At 45.6% G+C, this 13,535-nt stretch carries 11 protein-coding genes and 1 tRNA gene; 7 read left to right on the top strand and 5 right to left on the bottom strand.

The window, feature by feature from the left end; translation table 11 throughout:
- The first annotated feature begins 295 nt into the window (after positions 1–295).
- From JCM23214_RS04325 to JCM23214_RS04300, 6 genes are all read left to right on the top strand, one after another.
- Positions 296–697 carry a CBS domain-containing protein gene (locus tag JCM23214_RS04325; RefSeq protein WP_148301764.1) on the top strand — a complete coding sequence of 134 codons (402 nt, stop codon included), beginning with the start codon at positions 296–298 and terminating at the stop codon, positions 695–697.
- Positions 697–1,491: a sensor histidine kinase gene (locus tag JCM23214_RS04320; protein ID WP_025897758.1), complete on the top strand. Its 795-nt coding sequence runs from the start codon at positions 697–699 to the stop codon at positions 1,489–1,491. The genes JCM23214_RS04325 and JCM23214_RS04320 overlap by 1 nt, the downstream gene beginning before the upstream one ends.
- A gap of 121 nt (positions 1,492–1,612) precedes the next feature.
- A complete protein-coding gene (locus tag JCM23214_RS04315) occupies positions 1,613–3,544 on the top strand; it encodes a PAS domain-containing hybrid sensor histidine kinase/response regulator (RefSeq protein WP_025897756.1) in 1,932 nt (643 codons plus the stop codon).
- A 170-nt stretch (positions 3,545–3,714) separates the two neighbouring features.
- A complete protein-coding gene (locus tag JCM23214_RS04310) occupies positions 3,715–6,522 on the top strand; it encodes a phosphoenolpyruvate carboxylase (RefSeq protein ID WP_025897755.1) in 2,808 nt (935 codons plus the stop codon).
- Positions 6,523–6,632: 110 nt separating this feature from the next.
- On the top strand, positions 6,633–7,436 hold the full coding sequence (locus JCM23214_RS19015) for a GGDEF domain-containing protein (RefSeq protein WP_025897754.1): 804 nt from the start codon (positions 6,633–6,635) through the stop codon (positions 7,434–7,436).
- 183 nt (positions 7,437–7,619) lie between these two features.
- Entirely contained in the window at positions 7,620–8,423 is an 804-nt protein-coding gene (locus JCM23214_RS04300; protein WP_025897753.1) for a substrate-binding periplasmic protein, read from the top strand.
- Here the strand turns inward: JCM23214_RS04300 and JCM23214_RS04295 are convergent.
- The 3 genes from JCM23214_RS04295 to JCM23214_RS04285 all read right to left on the bottom strand — a co-directional run bounded on the left by JCM23214_RS04295 (position 8,404) and on the right by JCM23214_RS04285 (position 10,702).
- On the bottom strand, positions 8,404–9,396 hold the full coding sequence (locus tag JCM23214_RS04295; RefSeq protein ID WP_025897752.1) for an acyltransferase family protein: 993 nt from the start codon (positions 9,394–9,396) through the stop codon (positions 8,404–8,406). The genes JCM23214_RS04300 and JCM23214_RS04295 overlap by 20 nt on opposite strands.
- Before the next feature lie 313 nt (positions 9,397–9,709).
- Complete coding sequence (locus tag JCM23214_RS04290; RefSeq protein WP_025897751.1) at positions 9,710–10,153, bottom strand: hypothetical protein; 444 nt, start codon at positions 10,151–10,153, stop codon at positions 9,710–9,712.
- Positions 10,154–10,613: 460 nt separating this feature from the next.
- Positions 10,614–10,702, bottom strand: a tRNA-Ser gene (locus JCM23214_RS04285).
- Positions 10,703–10,880: 178 nt separating this feature from the next.
- Here JCM23214_RS04285 and JCM23214_RS04280 point away from each other — a divergent pair.
- Positions 10,881–11,201: a hypothetical protein gene (locus JCM23214_RS04280; protein WP_199899284.1), complete on the top strand. Its 321-nt coding sequence runs from the start codon at positions 10,881–10,883 to the stop codon at positions 11,199–11,201.
- Between the two features lie 22 nt (positions 11,202–11,223).
- On the opposite strand, the gene lepA is transcribed toward JCM23214_RS04280, so the two are convergent.
- Positions 11,224–13,026, bottom strand: coding sequence for a translation elongation factor 4 (gene lepA / locus JCM23214_RS04275; protein WP_025897748.1), 1,803 nt, complete (start codon positions 13,024–13,026; stop codon positions 11,224–11,226).
- Positions 13,027–13,082: 56 nt separating this feature from the next.
- Entirely contained in the window at positions 13,083–13,535 is a 453-nt protein-coding gene (locus JCM23214_RS22070; RefSeq protein WP_025897747.1) for a PaaI family thioesterase, read from the bottom strand.

The raw sequence follows: 13,535 nt of genomic DNA, 5'->3' as shown, positions 1-13,535 counted from the left end.
CCATTCGTTTAGTCACGCTGCACCTAATTGCGGCGCTGTAAACCTGACCCACTTTCCAACCGGGACGAATGTAATTTCTTAAAATCAGCGTTAAACGTTAAAAAAATAAGCTGCCAAACCCCACATAAAGCCGCGCCATCTAAATTTGATTTTTACGATATTTAACAAAGACTTAATTTGTCACAATAAATTCACAACACATCCTTTGACAGCCTTTGCTTTCATCTGTGTAGTTTCTGAAATTGAAACAACCGCCAATAAACGCGTTTGCTTACCACGTTTTGGAGACAGAGAATTGAATGTATCAGAACTGTCAAAAAATAAACCGGCGACAATGGCCGTGATACTGGACAACGTTCCGGCTCTGCAAAGCACAACGACCTGCCATGAAACCGCAGAGCTTTTTAGGAGACTGGCGGGTGCTACCGGTTTTGCAGTGTTACAGGATGGTTATCCAATCGGTTTGATTGGCCGTGACGACCTTACAATCAAACTTGCAACACAATTTGGACATGCAGTTTACGGGAAGCGCTCTGTAGCAGAATTAATGTTCAAAGAACCTCTGATCGTCGAAATAAGTGAGACGATTGATACGGTTGAGCATATGATAACAACCGGATATGAAACCGCGCTGACTGCCGGATTTATCATCACTGACAACGGTCAGTATGTGGGAATGGGTAACGCGTTGGCTTGATGAAAGAAAGCGTCAAACGAACTCGCCTGCAAAACCGCCAACTTGCCAAAAGTACTGAACTTGCCAACCATGCAAATCTGGTTAAATCGCAATTTCTGGCTGGCATGAGCCACGAGCTGCGCACGCCGCTAAACGCAATTATCGGTTTTTCAGAGCTTATCAGCCAGGAAGCTTTCGGACCGGTCGAACCACCGCGCTATCGGCAATATGCTGAAGACATACTAGAAAGCGGCAAGCATCTTCTGGCCATGATCAGTGATATTCTGGACATGAGCAAAATTGAAGCTGGTCGCTACAACCTTAATGAGCAGTTGATTGACGTTGGTTCGGTGGCTCGAAACGTGATCAAGATTTGCTCGGTCCTAGCCATGAAAAAAGACATCTCACTCAAGCTGAGACTTCCTGCCAACACTTCTGTGATCAAGGCTGATGAACGGGCGGTGAAGCAAATGATGCTCAACCTGGTATCAAACGGGATTAAATACACTCAGGCTGGTGGTGAGGTAACACTCATTATTTCGGAATGCGCAAAACACAAACTCTGTATTTGTGTAAAAGATACGGGTATTGGGATCGCCGAAGATCAGATTGAAAAAATCACCGAACCTTTCATGCAAGTTGCTCAGGCACACCACAACAAATCCGAAGGGACGGGACTTGGCCTTGCGATTGTAAAAGCGCTCGCCAAACTGCATGACTGCGATTTTCAGATTAAAAGCCACGTAGGCCAGGGGACAATGGCAAGCTTGATTTTTTCAGCCGAAAGAGTGGGGCTTTCCAATCACGCCGCTTAACACTGATTGAAACCCGGCAACCGACCAAAGTTATTCAGGAATTTCTTAAATATTTATCAACTTCGATGGTGCACTATTGTTTCTTGCTTGGGAACTATATCGAACTATCAGGTTAAAGTTTTTGCTGGCTCCAGAAAATAAAGTAACGGGTATTCAAGAGGTTCTGGACAATAGTCCATTAGGGGCTTTCATTGTCAGTCACCAATCCGCCAGAGTCATTTACTGCAACAGATCCCTCCTGAAAATGCTGGCCGTTCCCGATAATTTTCGAAGCAGTGATCTGAATCTTTCCGATATTTGGTTGGATAAATCTCATTATCAGCAACTACTGGAAAAATTCAGGAAACGAGAGTTCTTTGCTGATGCGGAAGTTGAACTGAAAAGCTTTGATGGTTCACACCTGTGGGCGCTGATCAATTCTCAAGCTGTCAGATTCAATGATCTTGATGCAGAACTTTTTTGGCTCTCAGATATTACGGAAAGAAAACGGGCAGCGAAACTTACTCATGAAAACGAACAACGCCTCAAACAAATTTTTGAAGCAAGCCCTGTAGCAATCGGCATTACCCGTGAAGCGGACTCAACCATTCAATATGCGAATTCCAAATACTCCAATTTGCTCGGTTATACCCATGAAGAAATATTAGGGCACAAAGCTGCTGACATGTGGGCCCGCCCCAAAGACCGCGAGAGATTTATGGAAATCTATCGACAGCAGGGCTATGTCGAGCAGATGGAAGCAGTCGGCAAACATAGGCAAGGACATGAAATATGGGTCTCAATTAGCTGGAAACCATTTGAATATAAGGGTGAACCCTGCCATCTCTTCTGGATCTATAACATTGATGAGCAGAAAAAAAACGAAGCGGCATTATCCATAGCCAAGGAACAGGCAGAGGCGGCGACCCGCGCAAAATCTGATTTTCTGGCAACCATGAGCCACGAAATCCGCACGCCTCTCAATGGTGTTCTTGGCATTGCGCAAGTCCTGCAAAAAACTGAACTTGATAAAGACCAGCGGCAACACGTAAAGACAATACTTGAATCCGGGTCATCCCTGCTCTCGATCGTAAATGACGTTCTGGATATGAGCAAAATTGAAACCGGCCGGTTGGAACTGGAAGAAGTGACTTTTGACCCCACTGAGTTCCTCGATCACATTCTGACGCCCTTTCAAACACTCGCAAGAGAGAAGCACCTGACCTTCTCAACTGAATTTCCCAAGTTTGATGACATTCCGCTGAAAGCAGATACTGTAAAACTCAGGCAAATACTCACCAATTTGGTAACGAACGCGATTAAATTTACCGACAAGGGCAGTGTGAGCGTCAGGATCGAAAAATTCGAAGATTTTGAGGTATCGAAAGCCAGATTGGCTTATAAATTTACTGTATCAGATACAGGCCTTGGCATAGCTGAAGATAAGATCGATAGCATATTCGAACCATTTAATCAGGCTGACAATTCAATCACTCGAAAATTTGGGGGCACCGGACTTGGTCTTTCCATCGTCAAACAATTGACCGAATTCATGGGCGGGCAGATCGCTGTAAGGAGCACGCTAGACATCGGCTCTGAGTTCTCAGTCATCCTCCCCTTCAAAATTAGCGAGGAAAACATCACTCATAGCAGCCTCAGTGGCAGAGAGATATCAACAGAAAAAACCGCCTCTACCTGCGTAAAAGTCCTCGTCGCAGAAGACAATCCAGTAAATGCAGCTATTATCGTCGCCTTTTTGGAAAATGCCGGTCATCATGTAATTCACGTCACCAATGGTGAATTGGCACTCCAGGAAGCTAAAAAGCACTGGGCAGACATTATCCTGATGGACATACACATGCCAAAAATGGATGGAATGGAAGCGACGCACCATATTCGCAATCTGGATGGGTTGCAGTCACTCCCCATTATTTCACTCACCGCAGACGCCTTTGATCATAGTAGAAAGCAATTCCTGGACGCGGGAATGAACGACGTGGTCACTAAACCGTTTACCGAAGAACAGATCCTTCAAGTCGTCGACAAATATACCAATCCCCAGCAGAACCAATGATTATTACTTACCGTCATAAACCGGATTAATTTGTTTCAATCTCTCTGATGGTTTCTTGGCAGAAGATCGAAGCCATGTCATAAATGCCCCATATGGATCCCCAACAGCTTGTACTGATTTAGTTCAATTCCTAAATGTTGGTATTCCGGCGTCAAACAGTGGAAAACTTTATGTCAGAACCAAAACACATTCAGCCGTTTAGCAACCCCTACCTTCAAAAACTGCATGAGAGGCTTTCTCATGCCGAAGAACTAGCAAAACAGCCTGACAGTTTTACAAACCCCATTCTGACACTCAGTCTTGCCGTTGCAAAAGACCTGCAGACTTCTGAAATCACATTGAACGAATTGCATGGCGCAGTGAATGTTCTGAATGCCCGCAGCCTGAAAGTTCGGGCAGAAAAATTCAAAACCAAAATTGGAGAACTGGACAGCGCCAGAAACAGGAAGCAGCTTCGCACCCTATTAACTGCCATTGCCGCCAACTCAGACTACGAGACTTTCGCTCAGAAAATGCAACGGCTGACTTACGGTGTTGTCTTTACGGCCCACCCAACCTTCACCTTGACCGAGCAAGGATACAGTCAGCTTTGCGCCCTTATTCACGGTGACATTGCACCGGATGATTTGACAGTCCCAGAGGGCGTCACGCTGGACGAAGAGTTCGATTTTGCCGTCCATGCAATTCATTCTGCGCGCGACGCTCTAAAAACAATCCTGCAGATTATTTATGAAGTAGCAGAAGAGCACTGGCCCGACGCCACACATAGCTTCACTCCCCAACCGGTAAATATTGCAAACTGGGTTGGTTTTGATCTGGATGGTCGTAGTGACATTACCTGGCAGTCCAGTTTTATCAAACGTTTGAAGATGGCTGAAGATCAGCAGATTTATTATTTGGACTATTTGCAGTCTGACCTTGCAGATCTTAAAATAATTGCCCCCAAAAGCCACGCGCATCTTTTTGAAGTGATCAGCCGAAAACGGGATCTATTTGCGCAGCAAATCGCTATTTTTAACTGCAACGATGACATAAACAACGTTCATGACGAGCTGGAAAAACTTGATCTTTCAGTGCTTGAAGATCTTGGCCCATATCTGGCGAGTTTGCGCGAACAGGACTTGCCAGACGATTTGTTAAGATCCGTGCAGATCCTGCAATCCATGATGGTTATTTTTGACGAGGGGAATGCCCGTATCCATGTTCGCCTGAACAGTACGCAAATACATAATGCCGTTCGCAGTCTCATTGATATGGACCGCGATCCGGATGAAAGCCTGGTCCGTAGAAACTACCTTCAGCGGATTTCTGAAAAACTCGACACCGTTAAACCCCACGAAGTCACAGTCCTCAATATTGAGCATGAGCCAACAACAGCCCGGCGGTTATTCATGCTCATTTCACTGATGAAGAAATTCATTGCACCCAAAGACCGTGTGCGGTTTTTGATTGCCGAAACAGAAAGCTCTTTCACGCAGCTCAGTGCGCTGTATTTCGCTCGCTTCTTCAATGTAGAGGCAAATGTCGACATCTCTCCGTTGTTTGAGACGGATGTTGCCCTGTTGAAGGCTGATAAAGTCATCGCCGAACTTCTCGAAAACCGACACTATCGCGACTATGTTGAAAAAACAGGTCGTCTGTGTGTCCAGGTTGGCTACTCAGATGCCGGGCGTTTTGTTGGTCAGGTTTCCGCCTCTATGGCTATTGAGCGTCTGAAAATCAAACTGATTAATTTGATGGCGAACGAGGGACTTAACCATATCGAAGTGGTCTTTTTTGACACCCATGGTGAATCTGTAGGCCGTGGGGGCGGTCATTCGACATTGGCTGAACGGATCAATTATTTCACCCCGCCGCAAGTGCGCAAACTGGCACAGGAAAAAGGCATTTCCTTCCTTCAGGAAACCAGTTTTCAAGGCGGGGACGGTTTTCTATTCTTCGAAAATCCGGATTTCGCCCTCGCCACATTTACCCGAATACTGGAAACGCTTTGGCAAGAAAACTTTCCAAGCGATGATGTCTTTTATCAGGAAGAAGATGCCACGCTGGAATTTTTCCTGAATTTGAAAACTTTTAATAGTGATCTGGTGGATAATCCCAACTACGCGAAGCTTCTGGGTATGTTTGCACAGAATTTTCTATATCCCACTGGCTCACGCGCGGTAAAACGGCAGCATGAAGGTCAGGCCGATCGCCAGCTGGATCACCCGTCCCAAATCCGGGCAATCCCCAATAACGCGATTTTGCAGCAGATAGGATATCTGGCAAATTCGGTCGGCGGCGTCGGATGCTCGTTCAAGAAAAACATGGACCAGTTGGTCAAAATGCACAGTCGCTCTCACCGCCTTCAATCACTTATCGAGGTTGCAAGTAAGGCTGAAAGTTATAGTGATATTGACATTCTGGGCGCCTACATCAGCGTTCTTGATCCCATGATCTGGCTGAAAAGAGCTGTCGTGGAAGAAAACCGGAACAGCCGCAGCCGAATGCGCCGGATCGTTCGTCATCTGGAAAATGAAAACCGATGCGATGCCCTCAGATCCGTGGAGCGGCTGTTGCTAAGAGACAATCTGGATTTCAAACGCTGCATCCAGAACATCCGCGAAAATGATTCCAAAACACCCCTTTCCTCAACTGATGAAGATCACAGTTGCCTTAGGTTGTTACACGCGATCCGTATTGGGGTGATGTACCATTGCCTGCAACTCTTCATGACGATCCCTCGTTTCAGTAATCGCCCCCATATTTCCATGGAAGCAGTATATTCGGATCTTTTGCATTTTAACATGCAGCCAGCGTTACAAACGCTTGAGGAAGCCTTCCCTCACTCACGTGAAGATGCCGGCAATCGGATTCTTGATGAAGATATTTCTTATGACGAACTTCACACAACTACGTTCCATATGCTTCACAGCGCAGATCAACTCTTCAAAAAAATTACTGTTGGTATCGCCAACAAGGCAGAAGCGATTGGTTGATTGTCCTCTTTCTGTAACATTTTTATTGAAAAATGTTATTTATTAACCTTTCACTTACCTAAACTCCCTATAGTCGCCCCACTTGGCGCCAAGAGGGGGCGGATTATCTCATGAGTAGTGAACTCAGTGTCGAAAAAGTAAAAGCAATTTTTGCCGCGCATAATGAAAAGCAGACGCGCAAAAAATTCAGCCTTGAAATTTCCGATGGCGACAGCGAAGAAGTTTGCTTCCTCAAACAGGAAATTGCCCAGCATGAGGAACAAAATCTCATACTCAAGGGTGATCTCGCCAATTGCCGCGATGAAAAGGAACGCTTGGAAAGCGTTGCTATGGATAATGTGGATCTGGCCGAAGAAATTTATTTTACGAGGGAAGCCTTGAATAAGGCTAATGAAACACTTACCCGCCAAAAGGAAGAACTTCACAAGCTTTCAATTACCGACACCCTGACCGGTGCCTACAATCGCAGATTTATCATGGATAATCTGGCCCTTCTCGACAATAAAAAGGCCGCGAACTATGCCATGCTAATGCTGGATATAGACCATTTTAAAAAAGTGAACGATACATACGGGCATGAAGCCGGTGACAATGCGCTGATCGAATTTGCGAACCTCTGTCAAGAAATTCTCCCTAAAAACGGATTTTTTGGCAGACTGGGCGGAGAAGAATTTGCAATTCTGTTGCGCGGCTACTCTTTGAAGATGGCACTTGAATTCGCTGAAATGCTAAGACAAAAAATTGCTCAACTTAAGCTGGAAGATCAAGGAACTGCCTTTTCAATAACCACCAGTATCGGAGTTGCAGAATGCTTGAACGGGGCCCGGTCCAGCCTCGATATCCTACGCTTAACCGACAAAGCACTCTACGATGCTAAAGATCAAGGCCGTAACCGAGTTGTTGTTGCCAATTAAGCTACCTTCAATGACACTAGAGGGTCAAAGAACTGCCAACAAAATGCTCGCAAAGTTCATTTTGACAAATTGCCTTTTGACCAACACGTTCTATCTGACTTTTCAGAGTTTCAAAATACAGGACCGCCAAAACCCCTAATCAAGACGGGATGTCATTCAGGTATCCTATTAAGAGAGGTAACCATGTCAGAAAATTCAGTTGCATTCCCTGCCAAGTTACGGCTGCTTACTTACAAATGCCTGATTTTATCTCTCACAATTTTCCTTTTCTACAACACAGCGAGTGCGACAGAAAAACCTCTCTCGCTTGCGACAGGGAACAATTTCCCCCCATTTGCCGATGAAAACCTGCCTTCAGGTGGTATGGTAACTGAAATCATCACCGAAATTTTTAAATTATCCAATATTCCACACACCGTTATTCATTTGCCATGGAAACGAACCTATCAAGAAGCCCGGGTCGGTGTGCACGATGGTATATTTCCTTATTACGAGACAGAAAAACGCAAAAAGAGTTTTTTGTTTTCCGACCCGCTATATGCCACAAAAGCCAGCATTTTCGTATCTCGGGATTTACTGCAAACCCCCTCATCAGAAGCAGAGCTTGATGGGCTGCGCTTTTGCAGGGCGGAGGGATATTCCATCCCCGAAGAATTAAGGGATCAGGTGAATAGCGGAAAAATTAACGTCATCCGAACACTGGAAAATACTTATAGCCTGAGAATGCTTCTGATAAAGCGATGCGATTTCGTGGTTTGGAATAATATTGTTTCCGCGGATATGTTCAGAAGAGAAAAAGGGAGCGAGGAAAAGCTCAAACGGCTACCCATTGAATGGGCTCCCTCAACCATGCATTTCCTGATCAGTAAACAACATCCCAACGCAGAAGCAATCATTCAGACCGTCAACACCGGCCTTAAAACGCTAAAAGAGACGGGCGTTTATGATACAATCGTAGACCGTCACCTCAACCGCCCTTCCGAATAGCTTTTAGCGGCAATACTAATCTGGCCCTAAAGTCTGGATTGATAGCGTGTTTTTCAATCAAATGCCATGACAGGAAGGCGGGAACGAATGTCATCACAGTTGCGAGAATGATATGCAGATACACATCCTGCGTTACATGTGTGAGTGCCTGCTGAATAGGAAATGCATAGATGTACATTCCATATGAATAATCACCGAACTTATTAAATTTTCTGATCGAACCTTCCGGAACATATGCCAGATAAAATACAAAATATGGGAGCGCAAAAGGATAAACGAACCTGAATATATTTGGATCGCTCAAGGACACGAGCAAAGCGACCAAAAATCCCGCTGCAAGCCAATGGGTAATTACAATTTTATCTCTGAAATGGAATATTGAGGCACCAACAAAGAAAAACCCACAAATACGTGCCGCTTCGCTCTGATGGGCAAATAGCATCAGGCCAATAGCGACAACAGGCGTCATCAACTTGGGCCTGAAGGCTGTCACCAATATCACTGCAGCATAGCAGCGAACTTCCCAAGGAAGTGTCCACAAAGACCCGTTCACTGCAGGACCTAAAGGGGTGTCAATAAACGCACCGGGTAGCGTATAAGACACGCCTAAAAACAGGGTAGTATTTTTAACGAAGAATTTCAGCGTTTCGAATGAGAAAAGATCATCCGACAGCAGCACAACCATGAGGCATACAGCAACGATGAGGGCCGGAAATATTCTCAGTGCCCGTTTTAACGCGAAGGAAAGTAAACTCGAACGAGTGAGGCTTTGCGTAATCAGGAACCCACTGGTAACAAAAAATACATCGACAGCGATGCCACCCCAGGTCACGCCAAGCCACCTTAACGGTTCAAATTCCCCCCCCCCAAAAACGATGGCATATGAATGTGAAAATAACACAAGCCAGGCAGCAAGTATTCGAATTAAGTTGAAATTGTTGTCACGCGTATTGGAGAATTCGCAAAGAAGCATAATATTCTTATGAGTAGGGCAATTTTCCTCAGCAGATTAGATAGAAGCACCCCATTGGTAAAGCAGTATTGTTTAAATAACCAAATAATAAATTTCCCAACCAAAATATGATTGCCCCCTTTAATCGTAGTAATTTCAGACGGAAAATTTAGGATTTTGTGAAAGTTTAACTTATAAAAAACAGGTGCCCTATCAATTAGGGAATCCAAAAATGACTTTTCTAATCAGATAGTCACACGTTCAAATCGTACAGGGAATACCTAACAGAATCGCAATCCTTGCATGACTTACTCCACTACTACAGGAACATAGACTATTTACCGTATGATAATTCCAATAACTCACCCAGATTGTGGTGGGGTGTCTTTCTAATAAATGGGATACGACCAGAAGACAGTTTAAAAATGTCAGTTTCACGAAACTCCTTCACCCTAGAGAGAAAGACACTCATAGGCCTACAGTACTGGTCCTTATTACCATAAACTCTACGGCTAGATTGGAGTGCTGCAAATAAATCAGGATGTGACAAACACAGCTCATACATAGCTTCTAGTTTTTCTATCCTCCATGTGAAGTACTCCGGAACATACGTACCTTCTACCCACAGATAACCATGACCTTTAGGTGAAAAATAGAGAACAGCGTTTTCGAACTGATACAAGTTTCTCAGTATGGTTTTATCGTTGACATACTCTTTCAGAGTATTAGGGCTTTTAGCGTCTAATGCCTGCTGAAAAGCTGCCTCTTTTTTTGTCATCGTTTGACAACCGACGACAAAAAATAGCCAATACGAATATCAACAGCATTTTGTGCATATTGCTCGCTCTTCCAATTCGATTTTATTTTCGAATATGAAACACCAATGGTCTGCTCAAGTAAACATCAGGACTATTGAATTTTCGAAATTCGGGTAAATAGTGTGCAAAAAAACAAACAACTAAACGTCCGAAAACAAAGCAAAATTTCATGTCACAATACACATCCGTTAAGAGAATGCCTTATGTATTTTTTCTTTTTATTCTAAATAAATATAGGCTTGCAGCCCGGCTGGTAGGACATTTAACGCATTCTCTACCAATCTTCCTACCCATACTTAATCAGACGTCACCTATAAACATTAGAAAATATCAATGAACAATTACGGACTAAACACCCTAGGATTACTGGGGATTAGAAGGACATTAGCGAATTTTAGGGGATGCTGAAAAACAGGGTTCTGGCGGAGAGAGGGGATTCGAACCCCCGATACGGTCTCCCGTATACACACTTTCCAGGCGTGCGCCTTAAGCCACTCGGCCACCTCTCCACATAGGTCCACGGACGGGACCGGGGGACTATACCCAACAAGACACAGAATGCAAGCCTGCAAAACAAAATCGGGCGATTTTCCCTGAGCAAGCGGGATATTGCACTTGCCTTCAGTTCCTCTTAAGCTGTCAGGACGATGAGGCACGATCAGGGCGTGTCAGAAGGGCGGGGCAATTGTGATTATCGGACGCATATTAGGCTGGTTATGTCTCATGCTCGGCATTATGTTGCTGGGCAATGAACTGCTGGCATCGCTAAAGGCTGGCGAGTGGGCACCGCAGCTCCTTGGTCAGCTCTGGTTCGATCTCGACGCCAAAAGCCTCAACCTTGTGCAGGCGGTGGTGCAACGCTATCTGTTTGCGCAACTATGGGATCCGATCATTGTCGAATTGCTGCTTTGGCCCGCATGGATCATCTTCGTGGTCCCGGGAGTATTGTTTCTGATCCTCTTTCGCGATCGGCGCAACCGATTTGCGCCGCGCAAATATCTAAACTGACCCGCGAACAACAGGAGCCAGATCAGTCGTCGCTCATTTTCAAGGCAGCGACAAAGGCGCTTTGCGGAATTTCCACATTGCCAACGCTGCGCATGCGTTTTTTACCCTTTTTCTGCTTCTCCAAGAGCTTTTTCTTACGCGTGATATCACCGCCATAACATTTGGCGGTAACGTCTTTGCGCATGGCGCTGATGGTTTCACGGGCAATAACCTTACCGCCGATTGCGGCCTGCAATGCAATTTTGAATAGCTGGCGCGGAATAAGATCTTTCAGCCGCTCACACAAGTGACGACCGCGGGCTTCCGCCTGAGAGCGGTGAACCAGCATGGCAAGAGCGTCTACTGGCTCAGCGTTCACCAGAATGCTGAGCTTGACCAGATCACTTTCTTCATAGGCATACATTTCATAGTCAAAGCTGGCATATCCCCGGCTGACAGATTTAAGGCGATCGTAAAAATCAAACACCACCTCATTGAGAGGCAATTTATAGACAACCATGGCCCGGTTACCTGCATAAGTCAGGTCCAGTTGTACACCGCGCTTGTCTTCACATAATTTCAGAACCTGCCCCAGATAATCGTCGGGAACCATGATAGTCGCTTTGATCCACGGCTCTTCGATATGATCAATTTTCATCACATCGGGCATATCCGCCGGATTATGTAGCATTTCCATTTCCCCGTCGGTTTTATAGATGTGATAGACCACTGATGGTGCCGTTGTGATCAGATCCAGATCGAATTCCCTCTCCAGACGTTCCTGAATGATCTCCAGATGCAAAAGACCCAAAAATCCGCATCTGAAACCAAATCCGAGCGCCGCGGATGTTTCCGCTTCAAACGAAAAGCTGGCGTCATTGAGCCGCAATTTTGCAAGGCTGGCTTTCAGTTCCGTAAAATCAGCTGAATCCACTGGAAACAGGCCACAGAATACAACCGGCTGATTGGGTTTAAAGCCGGGCAAAGGTTCTGCTGCCGGATTGCGATCATCGGTAATGGTATCACCCACATTAGTGTCGGCAACTTCCTTGATGGCGGCCGTCATAAATCCGATCTCGCCCGGACCCAGCTCATCAACAATAAGGCCCTTTGGGGTAAAAACACCGACGCGATCCACCAAATAGGAAGCCCCGGTTTCCATAAGGCGGATTTTCTGCCCCTTGCGGATACTTCCCTCCCGCACCCGAAAGAGCACGACAACACCGAGATAGGCATCATACCAGCTATCAATCAGAAGCGCCCGCAATGGCTTGTTCCGATCTCCTTCAGGCGGTGGAATTTTTGCAACGACAGCTTCCAGAACCTCTTCAATGCCCAGACCGGTTTTAGCAGATACTGCAATAGCGTCCGTGGCATCAATTCCGATCACATCCTCGATCTGCTCGGAAACCCTGTCCACATCAGCAGCCGGCAGATCAACCTTATTCAGAACAGGTACGATTTCATGGTCAACTTCGATTGCCTGATACACATTTGCGAGCGTTTGCGCCTCAACACCCTGACTGGCATCAACAACCAATAAAGAGCCTTCACAAGCGGAGAGTGAGCGGTTCACCTCATAGGCAAAGTCCACATGGCCCGGCGTATCAATAAGATTAAGCGTATAAGTCTCCCCATCTTTGGCTTTGTAGAGCAACCTGACGGTCTGCGACTTGATCGTAATTCCGCGTTCTCGCTCAATATCCATATTGTCGAGAACCTGCTGCTGCATCTCGCGGGTATCCAGCCCACCGCAATCCTGAATCAGGCGGTCGGCCAGTGTAGATTTCCCATGATCAATATGGGCAATGATCGAGAAATTCCTGATTTTACTGAGGTCTGTCATTTCAACTCAATCTAACGCTTTATCTCTGCAGAAGCATTTATCAGCAGCTTTTGATACTAACCCCGATCCGATATCATAATATCGGCAAACTGACCACCATTGTCGCCGGGTATTTTCATTATTCCCGAGCCACTGAATACTGTTTCACCGTCAGCTTTCAGAATACAGGTCGCAAAAATACTTTTACGGGTTGCCTTAATCACTTCGGTGCGGCCTTCCAACCAGGCCCCAAGCGGTGTTGGGGCTACAAAATCACCACTCATATGCATGGTTGGGAGAAATTTACGCATTTTCAACGCGGCTTGTGCGCCGATACCCAATTGCATATCCGCCAATGTCATGATCATGCCACCATGACAGATATTGGCAATATTAACATGTTTCTTCTCAACAAGAATTCCAAGGCGCGCCTCTGTGTCGGTATAGTTCACATAAAGCGGACCTGTTGTCTCCAGAAACCCCGGAAATTCCGGAAATGGGACAAACCCTTCCGGTATCTTATTTGTCAT

It is taken from the genome of Sneathiella glossodoripedis JCM 23214, assembly GCF_000616095.1.
GTDB lineage: Bacteria > Pseudomonadota > Alphaproteobacteria > Sneathiellales > Sneathiellaceae > Sneathiella > Sneathiella glossodoripedis.
Note: the sequence above shows the minus strand (reverse complement) of the source record. Positions and strands in the feature narration are given on the sequence as shown.

Bases quoted from the DNA above. Each gene is read 5' to 3' on its own strand.
- JCM23214_RS04310 (WP_025897755.1), top strand. From the start codon at position 3,715: ATGTCAGAACCAAAACACATTCAGCCGTTTAGCAACCCCTACCTTCAA.
- JCM23214_RS22070 (WP_025897747.1), bottom strand. From the start codon at position 13,535: ATGACAAATAAGATACCGGAAGGGTTTGTCCCATTTCCGGAATTTCCG.
- JCM23214_RS04295 (WP_025897752.1), bottom strand. From the start codon at position 9,396: ATGCTTCTTTGCGAATTCTCCAATACGCGTGACAACAATTTCAACTTA.
- lepA (WP_025897748.1), bottom strand. From the start codon at position 13,026: ATGACAGACCTCAGTAAAATCAGGAATTTCTCGATCATTGCCCATATT.
- JCM23214_RS04320 (WP_025897758.1), top strand. From the start codon at position 697: ATGAAAGAAAGCGTCAAACGAACTCGCCTGCAAAACCGCCAACTTGCC.
- JCM23214_RS19015 (WP_025897754.1), top strand. From the start codon at position 6,633: ATGAGTAGTGAACTCAGTGTCGAAAAAGTAAAAGCAATTTTTGCCGCG.
- JCM23214_RS04300 (WP_025897753.1), top strand. From the start codon at position 7,620: ATGTCAGAAAATTCAGTTGCATTCCCTGCCAAGTTACGGCTGCTTACT.
- JCM23214_RS04290 (WP_025897751.1), bottom strand. From the start codon at position 10,153: ATGACAAAAAAAGAGGCAGCTTTTCAGCAGGCATTAGACGCTAAAAGC.